We start from the raw sequence: 16932 nt of genomic DNA, 5'->3' as shown, positions 1-16932 counted from the left end.
AAAAAACAAGAGAAGTGCTACACTGCTTGAATGTAATTTTTCTTTATAACTTTATTATTAATTGTCTATTATAGTTACCCTACTTATGAATCACAACTTAACGTATCTGCATCCTTACCCTTTCGCAAAAATGGCAGCGTTACTTGCCAATAGCACGCCAGCCGATAGCTACAGTGAAATCAAACTAGGCATTGGCGAACCAAAACATGAGCCACCAGCATTTGTACTGGACGTACTACAAGAAAATTTGGACAAAATAAGTCGTTATCCAACCACCAACGGTATGTTTGAACTGCGTCAGACCATCGCTCATTGGCTAGAAAAGCGGTTTTTCTTAAATCATGTCGATGCCAATAGCGAAGTATTACCGGTAATGGGTACGCGTGAGGCTATTTTTAGCTTGGTACAAGCAGTTGTCGATCATAAAGTCATCGACACAGCAAACCATTCGTTGTCTGTATCAGGCAAGCCTCCTGTGGTTGTGATGCCCAATCCGTTTTATCAAATCTACGAAGGCGCAGCGATACTGGCACAAGCAGCACCCTACTTTATACCCTGCACAGTAGATAATGACTTTAAAGGAGATTACCGAGCAGTACCCAAAGAAGTGTGGGAGCGTACTCAGCTATTATTCGTTTGTAGTCCTAACAATCCAACTGGCTCTGTCATGACAATGGATGATTGGGAGTATCTGATTCGTCTGTCAGATCAATACGACTTTATCATTGCCAGCGATGAATGTTATAGCGAGCTGTATTTTGATAGCGCACCTATTGGCTTATTACAGGCTTGCGCGACACTGGGTCGTCATAAATTTAAAAACTGCATCGTTTTTCATTCTTTATCTAAACGCTCAAACCTACCAGGTTTACGCTCGGGTTTTGTAGCCGGTGATGCCAATATTTTGCAGGCTTATTTACAATATCGTACCTATCAGGGCTGTGCGATGCCGATACCGCATCAGCTGGCTTCTATCGCTGCTTGGCAAGATGAAAAACATGTGGCAAATAATCGCTCACTCTATCAAGAAAAGTTTGCCTTATGGATGTCTGAGCTTGGTGAGCTATTAGAGTTACGGATGCCTGATGCAGGATTTTATTTTTGGATAAAAGCGCCTGAGCAGTTCAATGGTGATGATGAGCTGTTTGTCAAAGCGCTATACGAGCAGGCAAATATTCATGCATTAGCAGGGCGCTACCTCTCACGTGAAATAAATGGTAAAAATCCTGGGTACGGATATGTACGTGTTGCTCTGGTCGCTAGTGTCGATGAAAGCCGTGAAGCGATAAGCCGTATTCAAAAATTGCTTGGTGCATAGCGTCTATAAATAGTTGCGTCAAACAGTCGCTTTACATGCCTTAATTTTCAAGAATCATAGAAACCTCTAATAGCCACAATATAAATATGGTTATCAGAGGTTTTTTTCTATAATATAGTCGATCTACTATAAAATAAATACAGAGATACGGATTACATTTTGCGCCGCCTCTGTCTGCGTAGGCACAGCAAACGAGTAAAATGTAATCCGTATCGCGTGGTTGTATCTCTTTTATTTGGGACTGATTATAGTGCTATAGTAAATTATCTTTTACCTAGGTCATCAAGGATGATGCCATGCCCCATCTTGATTTTACCCAGCCGCCCTTCGATGTACTCAGTTTGGCTGAACGCCAAAGCATCAGAAAAAACACGCAAATACGCTATCTTGCTAAAGATGAAAGTTTGCTTGCAGAAGACTTACAGTACCTTTATGTAGTCATTAAAGGACATGTTGAGCAATTACTCGACGGTGAGTTTGTCGTCTCTTATTTAGGTAGCAATCATTCTGATCACCTTAATAACAATGATTGGTTCGATAGCCGTCGCCAGCCTGAGTCACTGACTGATAACACTCTCACCAAAGAGGCGACAGGGCTTGCAGATACAGCTAGAACTTATCAATTTCGAGCAGCCGAAGATACCTTGCTTCTCCAAGTAGCTGGTAGCACAGTTGACAAAATCAGCGCTCAAAACCATCTAGTTCGCCAAATGCTATCAGACAAGCTTCCTGAGCGGCTCAAAGCACTACACCAGCGTCGTCATAACACAGGAGCTCATCCAACCATCTATACCAATCAACAAGAAGTGCAGCAGATCATGCTGCAACCAGTGATTGATGTCCGTTTACTTCCAGTACATATCGTTGATGCCAATAATAGCCTGTATGACGCTGCTAGCGTTATGACTCAAATAGGAATAAAGCACGTACTGGTCAGACCTTCAAATCATGTACAAACGATAAAAGAAGATGTACAAGAGACATCATACGGTATAGGTCATCTACTAGGTATTTTAACCGATACCGATATTTGCCGCGCCGTGAGCGAACAGCAAAACCCTGCCACTACGCCATGTCAAGATTATGCCAATTTTAACCTGCGCACCATCCAGTCTGATGATGAGATTGGCGATGCGCTACTGACCATGACTCGCTATCGTATCCATAGACTGCCTGTACTAGATTATCAAGGTAAAGTTATAGGTATCCTTGGACAAAGCGACATGCTCGCTCATATCAGCCATCATTCACAGCTCATCAGTATTCAAATTGAACAAGCAAAAGATGTGACTAGTCTAGATACCGCAGTCGAACTTATCGGTCGTTATATTCGTGCACAGCATCAAAATGGCGTCAAAATCGGCAATATCAGTCGCATGGTACAAACGCTCAATGCACAAGTATTTACCAAGCTTTGGCAACTTATCGTACCAGATGAGGTCATGAACAATACCTGCCTCATCGTCATGGGCTCAGAAGGTCGTGGTGAGCAAATCATGCGTACTGACCAAGACAATGCGCTCATCATACGTGACGGATACACACATCCTGATTTAGCACAGTTTGCCGATTCTTTTAATCATCATTTAGCAAACCTTGGCTATCCTCTATGTGATGGTAATATCATGATGACCAACCCTATGTGGCGGCAACCTATTAGCAGCTTTAAAGCTCAAATTGGTCTCTGGTTTAGAAATACTGATCCGATGCATGGCATTTATTTATCTGCCATCTTCGATGCTGAATACGTCTGCGGTGATGAGTCGCTCCTGATGCAAATACGCCAACATTTAAAAGTAGCCCACCGACAGTCAGACCCTATGTTTGTACGTCAGTTCGCACGCGCCGCACTGCAGTTTGGTGACGTAAACCAATGGTGGCAAAAGTTTGTCCCACTACTGGGTAGCAAGTCAAACTCGCAAGATATTGATCTAAAAAAAGCCGGTATCTTTCCGCTGGTTCATGGTATCCGAACCTTGGCATTAGAAAATAACATTTTAGAAGCACCCAGCACCAAAAACCGACTCAAAGCCTTGGTACAAACTCAAGCCTTGACACAAGAGCGTGCCGACACTTTATTAGAAGCATTAGAGTTTTTTATGGCGCAGCGCTTATCCGTTGCGCTCTCTACTGACGATAAGTATGCTCGGCAAGTAAATCCAATGACGTTAACTGCGCTTGAGCGTGACTTGCTAAAAGAGTGTCTAGCTGTGGTAAAAAGCTTTAAAGCTCAACTACGCCAGCACTATCAATTAGAGATTTCATAAATGGATGAACAACCACTATGAGTTGGCTACAGCAGTTGTCTTGCACTTGGCAAAAGACTCAACTACAACGTCCAGAACTGGCATCGATGTTTAGCCAACCTATGGCTGAGCAGTGGGTCGCTATTGACTGCGAGATGACAGGACTTAATCCTAAAAAACACCATTTATTATCGGTTGCGGCTATTCATATCAATGGTAATACGATCGACACAAGTAATGGTCTGCATTTAGTCTGCAGACCACCTGTGATGCCAGACCGCGATACGATTATAATTCACGGTTTACGTACCGCTGATGTTGAACATGGTATGAGCTATGAGGAGATGTTAGCGCTATTGCTACCATTTATAAACAACCGCCCTGTAGTGGGTTTTTGCCCGCAAATTGACACCGCTTTTTTAAACCCATTGGTTAAAAAGTATATGGGCTCGACACTACCAAATAAAATCATAGATGTACGTCATTTATACAGTCGCCGTATGAGTGGTCATACTCAAGGTCTTTCTAGCCAACATCAGCATCTAACCAATATCTTAGCCCATTACAATATTCCTGAACTGGGTGCTCATGATGCTTACAACGATGCCATTATGACCGCAATGGCGTTTTTGCACGTACGCTAAGCACGCTGTTTGACGAAAAAATCAAACTGTTAACATGCCTCTGCATCTACGAGAAAGCCTTAACTCATGTTAGTATAGTCGGCTTTTACCACTTACTAAAAGATGCTCATGCGACCTATTTCTGAACGCTCTCGTTACTCTGCCATTGCTACTAAAATTTCACCAATACTTCATCATCTACGACCGTTCAGTCAAGCTAGTAAGTCATTGGCGGTGCTGGCCTTAACAGTAACGCCACTATATGCGCAAGCAGCACTGCCAGAGGCGATTCAGGCAGCCTTAGCGCGCGCCAATTTAACAGAAGCGGATATCAGCATGGTCATCACCCCGGTGGGTGATAAAAATGACAGCCACTTACCTACGCCCATTCAAGTGATTGATAGCAGCCAACAAGCTGTGGCAAATAGTGCACAAAACCATACTGATGACAGCCAGCCAAACGCTCAAAAAGACAATCATCAAAACAGTAATAAAAACAATAGCAATAGCATTACCCAACAAAGCGCCTTAGTGACCATTGAACGGCGAACCATTGAGCAACATGAGAAAAAAATACATGCCTATACCGATGATGCTTATACCTACCAAAGCGTAGAAAGCATTCCCGATGTACTTGACGACCAACCCAAAGCGGCTATCAACCCGCATGAGAGTCGCGATGCAAACGGCAAAAACACCAATACGGGCTCGACTCATATCTCGTTTTCGCCATTAATTAGCCACCAGCCAAACACGGCGCGCACACCTGCCAGCACCATGAAACTGGTGCCAAGCTTTATTGCGCTAGACACCTTAGGCGCTGATTTTGTTTGGCTCACTCGGGTGTACCATACCGGTATTATTGTAGGCGACCGCTTATACGGCGATTTGGTGATTCAGGGCAGCGGCGACCCAAAAATGACGCACGAGCGGCTACATCAGCTGCTTTACCATGTAAAACAAGCAGGCATTAAACATATTGATGGCAATATTATTGTAGATACGGCAATTTTTGAGCAAGTGGCTAAAGACCCCGCCGCGTTTGATAATGCGCCGCTACGCCCTTATAACGCCAGCCCAGATGGCTTTTTGGTTAACTTTAGCAGTATCGGTATTAAAAGCCAGCCGTTAAACAATGGGCAAGCGCAATTAACCTATACGCCGCAATTGGCCAATTATCAGCTGCCAAGTGTGGTCGATACTCGTACAGGGGCGTGTGCATCTGCCAATTACAGCTTAAACCCGCAGTGGCAAACCAATCGGCTGCAGATAAATTCTGAGCTGCCAAGTAGCTGCGGCGAGCATGTTTTTTATATTGCCTATCCTGATGCCAAAGATTTTGCCGCTCGCGTACTGGCAGACAAATGGCACGCGCTAGGCAACACGCTAAGTGGTCAAGTCATCAGCCAAGAACGCCCTTACAGCACTTTAATTAATACTCATAAAGCAGGTAGCCTAGCCGCGCTACCATTATCGCCACTGCCTATTGTCAGCTACCCGTCGCTCACATTGGCACAGCAAATTTATGACATTAACCATTTTTCAAACAATGTCATGGCCGAACAAGTGGCATTGTCTATTGGAGCGTATCACGCAACCTCAGTGGCGGCCAACGCTACCAGTCAGGTAACCGCTGCTAGCCAAGCAACTGCTACTAATGTAGGCACACCTGTTACCATACAAGGCGCCACCAGCCTATATAACTTTGGCAGCCCGCATCACACCAATTACCCTGCAACGCTACAAACCATTAATGAGTGGTGGCAGACGCATTTAAAAACGCCGCCACCACACCTCACCAACGGTTCTGGCCTGTGCCGTACGTGTACCATCAGTGCCGCCAATTTAAGCGAGCTGCTAAGCTATGCATACGACAGCCCAAGCTTTGGGGTGTATGTAGACTCTTTAGGGGTGGCAGGCGTTAATGGCACCATTGCCACCCATGGCGAGCGGTTACCTGACTCGGCTGCTATTGGGCGGGCGTGGATTAAAACCGGCACCTTAAACAACGTGACCTCAATGGCCGGTTATGTTAAAGGGCAATCGGGGCAAGATTATACCGTGGTCGGGCTGATTAACACCGATCAGGCGCTCAATATATACGCGGCCAGAACCGTATTAGATGCCATGTTAGATTGGACAGCACAGCACTAAAAATAGTGCAACATAGTGGCTGTATAATCGTGCCCATATGATAGGGCATATCTACTCATGCTAAGGCGTGTCGTCAACAATCACATGGATACATTCAGTGGTCTTAAACAGCAGTCTTAAAATGGCTAGCAACGATGACACGCCCGCACGATAATAACTTACCAACCCCTTGTTGTTTTACATTGATATAGGCCATTTTATGCCACACGCTACCGCCAGCTTACGTAAAAAAAATAAACCGCAGGCACGCACGCCGTCAGCATTCAAGCTGCCATTGTATGTGGGGTTTTTTGTGATTGGTTACATTTTAGCCAACGCTATTTTTATGGCTATACAAATCAAACTAACGCTCAGCCCACACGTTGTGATGACGGTGTCGGTGCTGGTTGGCGCTTATATTGCGGCACACAAATTCATCAAATATAAACAGCGCACACTCACCATTAGTGAGATGAACCGCATAACCGTTGGCAACGTGGCCGCCATGTGGTTGTTAAACGTACTGTATATGGCAGGGTTATGGTTTTTCTTGTTTACGCCAATTAGCCGCGAAGTATTAACAGACATGGCCACACAGCAGCCCTTGCCGTTACTTGGCGCCCTGCTTATGATGATAGTGCTGACCTTGATTAGCGCGCGGTTAGGGTTATGGGGGTTTAATCGCTTATTAGCGCCCAAATAAATACAGCGATGCCATTAAACGGTTTGGCACAATTTGGCATGAAAAACTAGCATTGAAATCCGGCATGAAAAACCCAGTTTTCAAAACAATGAGGAGTCAACACGATGGACATCATCTTTTTTGATAATATCGACAAGCTTGGGCGCATCGTTTTAACCGCTGTCATGGTTTATATGCTCATTGTGATTACCACAAAAATATCGGGCAAGCGCTCAACCTCTCAGCTAAACAATTTTGATTGGATTGTGACGGTGATGATTGGCTCACTGGGTGCCAGCACTATTTTACTAAAAGACATCCCTTTTGTAGAAGGCGCAGCCTCTATTATTACGCTGTATGTTTTACAATTTTTGGTCACCAAGTACGCTTCTATCTCGCCGCCCTTTAGCGATGTCATACTATCCGAGCCTCGTATTGTTTTTTACCAAGGCCAATTTTTATATGATGCCATGCGTGATGAACGCTTAACGCGGCAAGAACTTGAATCTGCCATGCGGGCAGATGGCATAAATAGCTTTGCTGATGTTGAAGCGATTGTATTTGAATCTGATGCCAAACTCACTATCATTCCTAATACCCAAAACAGCGTAAAAGATGGCACGGTGTCTGAAACCTTGTTGCCACTCATGAATGACTAAGCATCAAAAATTTCACTGCATATTGTCTAAAAATAGTCACTGCCAGCACCACATTTGAATATCAAACAGACCCTAGTGCGTATTCTCATTTTAAAAACGGCAATAAAAATGAGATAAATGGCAGTCAAACAAAAAATAGCGCGGTTAGGTCGTGTCATCAATTAGCAACAGCAAGCCTGTTATAAACTTTATAGGACAGCCCTCATGAAAGTAAGATTATTAACCGTTGGTAATAAAATGCCAAGCTGGGTACAAACCGGTTTTAATGAATACTATAAACGCATTCAACCCATGCTCAGCACCGAAATCATTGAGCTAAGCGCAGCCAAGCGTGCCAAAAACCCGTCCGATGCCAACTTGGCACAATACCGTGAGCAAGAAGGTCAGGCCATACTGGCCGCCAATGCCGCTGCCACCCGCGAGCAGTTATGGGTGTTAGATGTTAAAGGTAAAGCGATATCGACCGAAGGCTTGGCAGACAAACTTGCCGATGCCATGCAGCAAGGAGATGATATTGCATTAGTGATCGGCGGCGCTGATGGTGTATCACCAGAAGTATTGGCAAAGGCAGACGTTAAGCTATCGTTATCGGCACTCACCTTACCGCATCCATTAGTACGTGTTGTGCTTATGGAACAGCTATACCGAGCAATGAGTATTAATAATAATCACCCTTATCACCGTGGTAATTAGGGCGTGTTTGATTCATGGTTTTGAGGTGGGCATGCTGATGTAAAAATGCCATGCTGCCTTTAAATTGATTAAAAACTGGATTGAAAAACCATTACCCGCCCTAATAAACGCTACATGACTTATTCAAACATCCCCACGCTTAAAGCAAGCCATCAGCCAAGCTTGACTGATGCCACAACCCCCATCAATGCTGAGGCTGCGTGGGGTGATGTGCCTACTGCACTCAAAAATGCCGCGCGCTTACCTGCCTTATTCATATCGCATGGTGCGCCCACATTGGCGCTTGAGCAATCAGCCACCACCAGTGCGCTGGCACGTATTGGGCACAATTTACCCAAACCTCGCGCCATCGTTATTATGTCGGCACATTGGCAATCATCTAAGCTTGAAACCAATAGCAACCCACAACCAAAAACATGGCATGATTTTTCAGGTTTTTCGCCTGAACTGTACGAAATACAATACCCAGCTGCTGGTCATCCAGTGTTTGCAGAATCATTGGCACAACAGCTCACGGCACGTGGTATTACTTGTAGTGTCAACCCGTTACGTGCCTGCGACCACGGGGTATGGGCGCCGCTTAAACACTTGTACCCAGAGGCAGACGTGCCGATTGTACAAATATCGCTGCCGCAGCATTACGACAGCGTGGCTTGCTACCAGTTAGGGGCGCAACTGGCGTGCTTACGTGACGAGCAAATATTGGTGATTGGCTCAGGCAGTATTACCCATAATTTACGAGCCATGCAGTGGCAATCTGACACGATTGACGAGGCCGCAAAAGACTTTAAGCAGTGGCTATTACAACAGCTTAAAACCGATATTCCAACAGCGTTAGACTGGCAGCAGTATCCCAATTATCATAACGTTCACCCAAGTGATGAACATCTATTGCCGTTATTTTTTGCTTTAGGGGCAGGTCAGCGAGTGTCTGTTATTCATGAGGGCATGGCGCATCACAGTTTGGGGATGGATATTTATCGCTTTGATTGAGTATAGGTGTGCTACAGATCGTTTATCGCAATTAATTGGTTCAAAAAACTGGGTTTTCTAGTGACAACTAAAGTAACGGTGATAGATGTTGTCTGTTTTTTTATTGGTATGATATTCATTCAAATCATGTTCAGTGCGCTATACAGGTATTGAGTGGTTGCTATATCCACTAATATTCAGCTTGAACTCTGTATTATAATCACTCCACTATCAAAGTATTTCAGCGTTTCGCTTGAAGTATCACGTACACATCGACACTCGCCTGCCTTGTACTATTTTTAAATTGAACCGACTATATATACAGCGCTATAGTCAAAGTATTTGAAAATCGCTACCGTGCTACTGGGTTGAGTTTTTCGCAGCATTTGTAAATACAGTACGCAAGTAAAGTTTGTACCAGTAGCATGATAATACAGTCGTATTGGTTTTACTTTTTATTGACCATATAAAGTATATCCATCACTACATTAGCAGCTCACGTTTACCACTTTTGCCCATTGAACTGACCAGCCCTGCTTCTTCCATAGAGTCGACGATGCGCGCTGCACGGTTATAGCCGATGCTAAATTTGCGCTGAATACTAGAAGCCGATACTTTACGAGTTTCCATAATAAATGCCACGGCATCATTATAAAGGTCATCATCTTCACCCGATGTACTAGCAGAACTGCCACCACCAGGACTCGATAATTCAAAATTACCCGCCATATTATCAATATAGTCAGGAGCGCCACGTTCACGCCATGCATCGCATACACGGTTGACTTCTTCATCGCTGACATAGGCGCCATGTACCCGATCTGGTTCAATTTGGCCTGGGCCTAGAAATAGCATATCACCATTGCCCAGCATATCTTCTGCACCACCACTGTCCAAAATCGTCCGTGAGTCGACTTTTGAGTTCACACGCAGTGCGGCACGTACTGGAATATTGGCCTTAATCAAACCAGTAATAACATCCACTGATGGACGCTGGGTCGCTAGCATTAAGTGAATACCTGCTGCCCGAGATTTCTGTGCCAAGCGCGTGATTAGTTCTTCTGCTTGTTTACCAACCTGCATAATCATATCGGCAAACTCATCCGCGACAATCACAATCATCGGTAACGTTTTAAGCTTCGGTGCTTGGCTGATGCTAACGCTGTCATTTGGACGCCATAATGGATCAAGCATTGGATTACCTGATTGTTCAGCAGCCCGTACTTTTTTATTAAACTCATCCAGCTTACGAACCTTGAGCAAGCTCATTAATTGATAACGGCGCTCCATCTCTGCGACACACCAGGATAGTGCACTCGCTGCCTCTGTCATATCTGTTACAACAGGCGTTAGTAAGTGCGGAATATCATTATAGTTGGCAAGTTCTAGCTGCTTAGGGTCGATCAAGATAAGTCGCAGCTCACTAGGCTCATATTTGAGTAACATCGATAACAGCATTGAGTTGACCAATACTGACTTACCAGACCCTGTCGTACCTGCTACTAACATGTGCGGTGCACGCGCAAGGTCGGTAATGATAGGATTGCCACCAATGTCTTTACCCATGGCCATGCTGATTTGCGCTTTGGGGTCTTTAAATTTTTCGGTGTTGAGCAGCTCGATAAGACGCACCATTTCGCGCTGTTTGTTTGGCACCTCAATACCAATATAAGGTTTGCCTGGTATCACCTCAACCACACGTAAAGATGCCATCGATAGCGAGCGTGCTAAATCACGAGAGATACCGGTCACTTTACTGGCTTTAACGCCTGCTGCAAGTTCGACCTCAAAACGAGTAACGACTGGCCCCGGAATCGCATTAACCACCGCCGCTTTCACATTAAACTCTTGCAGCTTAATCTCCAGTAATTCTGACAGCTGAATCAGCTCTTCTTCGGTGTAACTTGGCTGACGGTTTGGGTCTGGGTTGTCTAAAATCGACATTTCAGGAATCGGCGTTAAACTGCTGCGATAAGCGGCGGTTTGCATTGAGCGTGATTTGGTACTAAACGCGGCATCGTCGCTAATGTGCGGCATCACAGGCGCGGTATCATTATCGGCAGTGGTGTCATTGTCTGGCATCATGTCGGTAATGTGATTGCCGGAATCGCCCTCGGGCACTGCAAAACCAAAGCTGGCTTTAGGCGCGGCTGGTGCAACAGTGGCTTCAGGCGCGGCGGCTGGTGGCAGGGTTGGATTGGCAGGCGGCGTGTTGGTTGGCGTCATATCGACCGCAGCAGACACCGGCTCGCTGACTGCTCGTACTGGTTCAGTGATAGGCTTTTCAATCACAGTCGACGCTATAACGTTACTAGATACTTCCACTTGATCATTAGATAATTTATCAAAAGATGGCGGTGTTATACTGGTAGCTGCAGTAGCGTTATTAATCGGAGTCTCACTGGACAAGTCTCGCTCAGATTCTACAGATGCCTCTCGTACTGGCTGTTTAGCCATATTATCTGATTGCAGCGCTGTCATAGATTTATCAACGATAGGTGTTACAGCCCCTGCATGCTCTGCTAGCCAAGCATCTGCCAATGTATCAATACTCTCTGTTGTTGATTCTGACGCCTCAATTGGCGACTGAATCGGTTTTGTCTCTGAACTAATCGTTGGTTGAGCGTCAGATATTTCTGTGGTTGACATCGTTGTAGAGACTGAATCTGCCATATTTAGCGACTCAGTGTTACTATTATTAGGTACCGATATAGTAGAAGCCGAATCATTCACAATATCAGCGTGATAAGTCATTTGCTCACTGGCCAACAAGTCATCCACGGTATTGGCATCATTCCAAGCAAAGCTAGGTTCAACTTTACGAACCGAAGTCGCTGCTGCATTTGACATCGACGATACATTCGCATGGTGAGCTGTATTATCTACAGTGCTGCTAGGTATCGATTCTGCCGTCTGAAAATGTTCGCTATTGTCATTACTAGAAGCGCTAGACATCGCTGTTTGTGTTGCCGCTACCACAGAGGCTTTCACGCTATCCGCAAGCCCTGATGTCGCTAAGAAGTCTGATAAAACATTACCAAACCGACCTTTATTATCCAATGTTTGAGCGCTATCCGCAGACTGTAACTCAAGTGGCAACTGCTCGTATTCCGCCGTTTCTTTATTGGTCTTCTCTTTCTCTCTGCCTTCATTATTTTTCTCAGAGATCATATCTGCTTGAGATGTTGATCGAGTATCAGATGTGATATCTTTTTGTTTTACTCCTGAACCAAGCCATGACAACGTTGTAACCTTTTGATAAATCGTAAGCCAGTGAATATTAAAGGCAAAGGTAGCGGTAATAATAACGAAAGCAGTCAAGAAGATCACACTCCCCCACTGCGATAAAAGCTGAGCCAATCGCGACTGTAGCTCAAGTCCAATAATACCACCAGCCACACCCTCAAGCCTTGTCACTGTTGCATCTGTTACTTGCTGAACCAAGGCAACCAATTGCGCAAACAAGGCACTGGCACTTAATAACAAGAAGACATAAGCAATCAAACGCATCAACCAAAATGTTGGCTTATTGTCCCACCAGATAAGGACGGACTCATAAATCAAAAATGCTAACAGCCACCATGCACCAAAACCAAAAAAACTATAGAGCAAATCAGACAACCAAGCACCCGATGCGCCACCCACATTATTAATCGTGGTCATATCACTACTGATATGTGACCAGCTAGGGTCATTACCTGTATAGGTCATTAAAATGACAAACAGATAAACGGCCAGTATTAACCCAATAAGGGTAAATATTCCTTTTTTTAAATACTCAATAAGCGGTGCTGATATCACGTAAGATCTGCCTTGTTATTAAAGATGGTCGTCAATACATGACTAATCCTAATCATGCTGACATAAAGTGCTGATATAAAATGGTTAGCGAAGTATTGCAAAGATATTGATCGTCTTAAAAGCCATAAATAAAAGCTATCGTTAGCAACTGTTTTTGACTCATACCACGCTTGGCATAACTTCTTATAATAACAAATACATAGCCGTAGTGGCGACAGTCTTATCAAGAAAGAGTCCAAGAAAGTCAGTCAATATCGAATTTAAACAAAAAACCATATTTTAGACATACAGCTAACAGAATAATTGCTATAAATTTTGCAGAAACGCTATAAATTTGTAGAAACGCTATAAAATAGTCATGTTTCATCGCTATAATATTTCAAGGCAAACGTGCTTTGATTCTAATGATACCCATCTTTGTTTTAGCAAACTTGCACTTTTCGACCACTACCCTTATGTTACTATCGCACAACAATGATAAAAACGGTATTAGGGCATGTCTTCAATTTAATCGATAGTCACCCCAATGGACTAAAAACGGCTGAATTTGCCTAAACATCGTCAAATAGCTAGTCAATATCCCGATATTATCGGTGCTATTTTTCTTTTTTAACAACAATTTATCTCATTTTTATCACCATTTTTAAAATAAGAACATATCCTAATGACGAACTTTAGAATATTCTGATTATATTGATTCTTCACATTTTTAACTCTTATATTTAGCAAGGAACAACTCATGACAACTGACAACACCGCTACACGCCACGAAAAACTCATTATTTTAGGCTCAGGTCCTGCTGGTTATGCTGCTGCCGTTTATGCTGCGCGCGCCAACCTAAAACCAGTCATGGTCACTGGCATGGAAGTTGGTGGACAACTGACAACCACGACTGAAGTTGATAACTGGCCAGGCGATGCCCATGATTTGACAGGCCCTGCCCTTATGGAGCGCATGAAAGCACATGCTGAACGCTTTGGTACAGAATTGGTTTATGATCATATCAATACGGTGAATTTAAATGTACGCCCTTTTGAACTGACTGGTAATAACGGCAGCTATACTTGTGATGCCTTGATTATCTCGACTGGTGCATCGGCTCAGTATTTAGGACTAGAGTCAGAAACCAAGTTTAAAGGTTTGGGTGTTTCCGCTTGTGCCACTTGTGATGGTTTCTTTTATAAAAATCAAAAAGTCGCTGTCATTGGTGGTGGTAATACTGCTGTTGAAGAAGCCTTGTATTTGTCTAACATTGCAGCAGAGGTGACACTAGTGCATCGCCGTGACAGCTTGCGCTCAGAAAAAATCCTACAAGACAAACTGTTTGAAAAAGCCAAACATGGCAATGTTAAGATTGAATGGAACCACCACGTCAAAGAGGTCGTTGGTGATGATTCAGGCGTCAATGGTGTCATTATTGAATCTACTGAAGATGGTAGCACTAAACAGTTAGACGTATTTGGTATGTTCGTGGCGATTGGCCATAAGCCCAATACAGACTTATTCAAAGGTCAGCTAGACATGAAAGATGGCTATTTGGTCGTCCAAAGTGGCCTTGCAGGTAACGCCACTCAAACCAGTATTGAGGGTGTGTTTGCCGCAGGTGACGTCGCTGATCATGTCTACCGTCAAGCTATTACTTCTGCTGGTACCGGCTGTATGGCTGCGCTTGATGCTGAAAAATACTTGGATGCATTAGGAGAGACCATCGCACATGATCATACTTATGCATCAACATCAACTGCTGATAAAGAAGCCTAAATGGTTAATTTCTCTCAACTAAATAACAAAGATATCACGCCTGAGACATTAAAAAGTCTTGGGCGTTATGACTTTCCTGACCCTATTTCTATCGACCCTGAAGGAATAGGAATCATCGCTATAGGTGGGGATTTGGCACCAGAAACGTTGATTTCTGCTTATGCACAGGGGTTGTTTCCTTGGTTTAATGAAGATGAGCCTATCGCTTGGTGGTGCCCTGAGCCACGATGTGTGATTGTGCCCGCCGACTATACACCGAGTAAATCACTACGCAAACAGGCCAGTCGCGCACGTTGGCAACTGACACTCAATCAAGCATTTGATGACGTAATACATGCCTGTAGTTTGCCCCGTAATGACGGACTGCCTGAAGGCGAACATACTTGGATTCATGATGACATGATTCAAGCCTATACTGAGTTGCATGCTAAAGGGTTTGCACACAGTATCGAAGTTTGGGATGATAAAGGACAGCTAATTGGTGGACTTTATGGTTTAAAGATAGGTAACCTGTATTTTGGTGAGTCTATGTTTCATAATACGTCCAATGCCTCAAAGCTGGCATTTTGGGGCTTAATGCGCTTATGTGAGCAAAGCCATGTAGGGCTTGTCGACTGTCAATTACCGAACGAGCATCTGATGAGCTTAGGTGCTGTCACCTTACCGCGCACTGATTTTTTAATTCAGTTAGACAGTTTAATAGCTGGTCATTCAGTCAGATGGCAAAATGATTCGCATAAACCATTGGCAGTATCGTTACTAGAGAATACAGAACCTTGGCAGCTCAAGTTACGATGAGAGCATCATGGCTATTAATAAACTCTTACCTATAGACCTATGAGACTACTATGGCATCTGATAAATCATTCCTGTTAATTGGTGCACTCGCAAAAAAAGCCAATACTACTAAGGATACCGTTCGCCATTATGATCAGTTGGGTTTGCTAAAATCGCGTAAGCGTCAAGCAGGATCTCGATTTTATACCGAATTTCATCCAGAATGTGTAGAACGTATTAAACTAATCAAAAGCGCACAAACGGTAGGTTTCACTCTCAATGAAATTAAAGATGGCTTCAATGATTTCTATACTGGAAAAATGGGACTCGATGAGCAGTTAAATTTTCATCAAAACAAACTGGAGCAAGTCCAAAAACAACAAGAAAATACTAGCATCATGATTGAGCTATTGACCGGACATATCAAAGAGCTTCAATCTATGCTGGCAAACAGCGACTAAAGCTATCCTACCGAAACGGAGGAACAAACCTTCTAAAAGCAATAAAACCACCTAAAATCACATGCCACTAACGATAAACATGCTGCATGATTAAAGCATCAACTGCTGGTTGATACGATTGCTGATAATATCCTTTACGCTTATGAATCACAGCAAACCCTTGTTGTTCATATAAAGCTATCGCGGGCATATTATCTGCTCGTACTTCTAACAATAAGCTCTCTACCTGATCATTCATTAACACTGTATTTAAGTTGGCAAAAATTTGCGAGGCAATACCTTGCCGTTGGTTATTTGGATGAGTAGCAATACGTAGAATTTCTGCTTGCTCAAATATTACTTGGTACAAACAATAACCAACCGTTTCATCACTACCTATAGCACTTACGACCATCAAACTGATACTATCTTGTGTCAGTAAATCATTCAAAGTCTGTTCATTCCATGGCTCTTGCAATTGTACAATAGCTTCAATCATTGCAACTGCTTTAATAACTTCTGCGTGATCATCCGACTCAGATCCCAATATTTTTGTAGTAAACATCAGCTCTCTTTTTCTGTAAAAATTGTATTATCGTTGATTTACTCTATGAGAATCTTCTAGCAAGATTAATACTGTCACTCTTTGATAGTAGCACTCTTTGATAATTGATTAATTATATCAATAAAAAAAGCCACCCTCTAAGAGGATGGCTTTTCACTAACGGCTTAACCGACATCAGCATACACTGATGGGATCAATCATTAGTCAAGTACGTTAGCAACAACACCAGCACCTACAGTACGGCCGCCTTCACGAATAGCG

Annotated in this window: 13 protein-coding genes; 11 read left to right on the top strand and 2 right to left on the bottom strand. The window is 43.7% G+C overall.

All coding sequences use genetic code 11. The features are described from left to right. The first annotated feature begins 85 nt into the window (after nucleotides 1-85). The 8 genes from dapC to ACT3QP_RS06630 all read left to right on the top strand — a co-directional run bounded on the left by dapC (nucleotide 86) and on the right by ACT3QP_RS06630 (nucleotide 9347). Nucleotides 86-1318 carry a succinyldiaminopimelate transaminase gene (gene dapC / locus ACT3QP_RS06665; protein ID WP_444524935.1) on the top strand — a complete coding sequence of 411 codons (1233 nt, stop codon included), beginning with the start codon at nucleotides 86-88 and terminating at the stop codon, nucleotides 1316-1318. A gap of 296 nt (nucleotides 1319-1614) precedes the next feature. Beyond that, a complete protein-coding gene (locus ACT3QP_RS06660) occupies nucleotides 1615-3585 on the top strand; it encodes a DUF294 nucleotidyltransferase-like domain-containing protein (protein ID WP_444524934.1) in 1971 nt (656 codons plus the stop codon). Nucleotides 3586-3602: 17 nt separating this feature from the next. Beyond that, nucleotides 3603-4208 (top strand): 3'-5' exonuclease, encoded by a 606-nt coding sequence (locus tag ACT3QP_RS06655; protein WP_444524933.1) that lies wholly within the window; start codon nucleotides 3603-3605, stop codon nucleotides 4206-4208. 108 nt (nucleotides 4209-4316) lie between these two features. Then, nucleotides 4317-6341, top strand: coding sequence for a D-alanyl-D-alanine carboxypeptidase/D-alanyl-D-alanine-endopeptidase (locus tag ACT3QP_RS06650; protein ID WP_444524932.1), 2025 nt, complete (start codon nucleotides 4317-4319; stop codon nucleotides 6339-6341). 199 nt (nucleotides 6342-6540) lie between these two features. Continuing rightward, nucleotides 6541-7023 carry an ABZJ_00895 family protein gene (locus ACT3QP_RS06645; protein ID WP_444524931.1) on the top strand — a complete coding sequence of 161 codons (483 nt, stop codon included), beginning with the start codon at nucleotides 6541-6543 and terminating at the stop codon, nucleotides 7021-7023. A gap of 104 nt (nucleotides 7024-7127) precedes the next feature. Continuing rightward, nucleotides 7128-7661: a DUF421 domain-containing protein gene (locus ACT3QP_RS06640; RefSeq protein ID WP_444524930.1), complete on the top strand. Its 534-nt coding sequence runs from the start codon at nucleotides 7128-7130 to the stop codon at nucleotides 7659-7661. 204 nt (nucleotides 7662-7865) lie between these two features. Next, a complete protein-coding gene (gene rlmH, locus ACT3QP_RS06635) occupies nucleotides 7866-8354 on the top strand; it encodes a 23S rRNA (pseudouridine(1915)-N(3))-methyltransferase RlmH (RefSeq protein WP_444524929.1) in 489 nt (162 codons plus the stop codon). A gap of 114 nt (nucleotides 8355-8468) precedes the next feature. Beyond that, nucleotides 8469-9347 carry a DODA-type extradiol aromatic ring-opening family dioxygenase gene (locus tag ACT3QP_RS06630; RefSeq protein WP_444524928.1) on the top strand — a complete coding sequence of 293 codons (879 nt, stop codon included), beginning with the start codon at nucleotides 8469-8471 and terminating at the stop codon, nucleotides 9345-9347. Nucleotides 9348-9809: 462 nt separating this feature from the next. Here the strand turns inward: ACT3QP_RS06630 and ACT3QP_RS06625 are convergent, their stop codons facing one another. Then, on the bottom strand, nucleotides 9810-13127 hold the full coding sequence (locus ACT3QP_RS06625) for a DNA translocase FtsK 4TM domain-containing protein (RefSeq protein ID WP_444524927.1): 3318 nt from the start codon (nucleotides 13125-13127) through the stop codon (nucleotides 9810-9812). Between the two features lie 739 nt (nucleotides 13128-13866). Here ACT3QP_RS06625 and trxB point away from each other — a divergent pair. Genes trxB through ACT3QP_RS06610 form a run of 3 tightly spaced genes read left to right on the top strand, consistent with a single transcriptional unit; the run spans nucleotide 13867 to nucleotide 16127 of the window. After that, nucleotides 13867-14889: a thioredoxin-disulfide reductase gene (gene trxB, locus ACT3QP_RS06620; RefSeq protein ID WP_444524926.1), complete on the top strand. Its 1023-nt coding sequence runs from the start codon at nucleotides 13867-13869 to the stop codon at nucleotides 14887-14889. Next, entirely contained in the window at nucleotides 14890-15687 is a 798-nt protein-coding gene (gene aat / locus ACT3QP_RS06615; RefSeq protein ID WP_444524925.1) for a leucyl/phenylalanyl-tRNA--protein transferase, read from the top strand. Nucleotides 15688-15737: 50 nt separating this feature from the next. Then, entirely contained in the window at nucleotides 15738-16127 is a 390-nt protein-coding gene (locus ACT3QP_RS06610; protein ID WP_444524924.1) for a MerR family transcriptional regulator, read from the top strand. Between the two features lie 67 nt (nucleotides 16128-16194). Here the strand turns inward: ACT3QP_RS06610 and rimI are convergent, their stop codons facing one another. Beyond that, nucleotides 16195-16671: a ribosomal protein S18-alanine N-acetyltransferase gene (rimI, locus tag ACT3QP_RS06605; protein ID WP_444524923.1), complete on the bottom strand. Its 477-nt coding sequence runs from the start codon at nucleotides 16669-16671 to the stop codon at nucleotides 16195-16197. Between the last annotated feature and the right edge of the window lie 261 nt (nucleotides 16672-16932).

Source organism: Psychrobacter sp. AOP7-B1-24, assembly GCF_052376215.1.
In the GTDB taxonomy this organism is placed as follows: Bacteria; Pseudomonadota; Gammaproteobacteria; order Pseudomonadales; family Moraxellaceae; genus Psychrobacter.
The sequence above is the reverse complement of the archived record's forward strand: the minus strand, read 5'-3'. Positions and strand labels throughout refer to the sequence as shown.

Coding starts and splice junctions, on each gene's coding strand:
- rlmH (WP_444524929.1), top strand. CDS start 7,866: ATGAAAGTAAGATTATTAACCGTTGGTAATAAAATGCCAAGCTGGGTA.
- ACT3QP_RS06645 (WP_444524931.1), top strand. CDS start 6,541: ATGCCACACGCTACCGCCAGCTTACGTAAAAAAAATAAACCGCAGGCA.
- dapC (WP_444524935.1), top strand. CDS start 86: ATGAATCACAACTTAACGTATCTGCATCCTTACCCTTTCGCAAAAATG.
- ACT3QP_RS06610 (WP_444524924.1), top strand. CDS start 15,738: ATGGCATCTGATAAATCATTCCTGTTAATTGGTGCACTCGCAAAAAAA.
- trxB (WP_444524926.1), top strand. CDS start 13,867: ATGACAACTGACAACACCGCTACACGCCACGAAAAACTCATTATTTTA.
- ACT3QP_RS06640 (WP_444524930.1), top strand. CDS start 7,128: ATGGACATCATCTTTTTTGATAATATCGACAAGCTTGGGCGCATCGTT.
- ACT3QP_RS06660 (WP_444524934.1), top strand. CDS start 1,615: ATGCCCCATCTTGATTTTACCCAGCCGCCCTTCGATGTACTCAGTTTG.
- aat (WP_444524925.1), top strand. CDS start 14,890: ATGGTTAATTTCTCTCAACTAAATAACAAAGATATCACGCCTGAGACA.
- ACT3QP_RS06630 (WP_444524928.1), top strand. CDS start 8,469: ATGACTTATTCAAACATCCCCACGCTTAAAGCAAGCCATCAGCCAAGC.
- rimI (WP_444524923.1), bottom strand. CDS start 16,671: ATGTTTACTACAAAAATATTGGGATCTGAGTCGGATGATCACGCAGAA.
- ACT3QP_RS06650 (WP_444524932.1), top strand. CDS start 4,317: ATGCGACCTATTTCTGAACGCTCTCGTTACTCTGCCATTGCTACTAAA.
- ACT3QP_RS06655 (WP_444524933.1), top strand. CDS start 3,603: ATGAGTTGGCTACAGCAGTTGTCTTGCACTTGGCAAAAGACTCAACTA.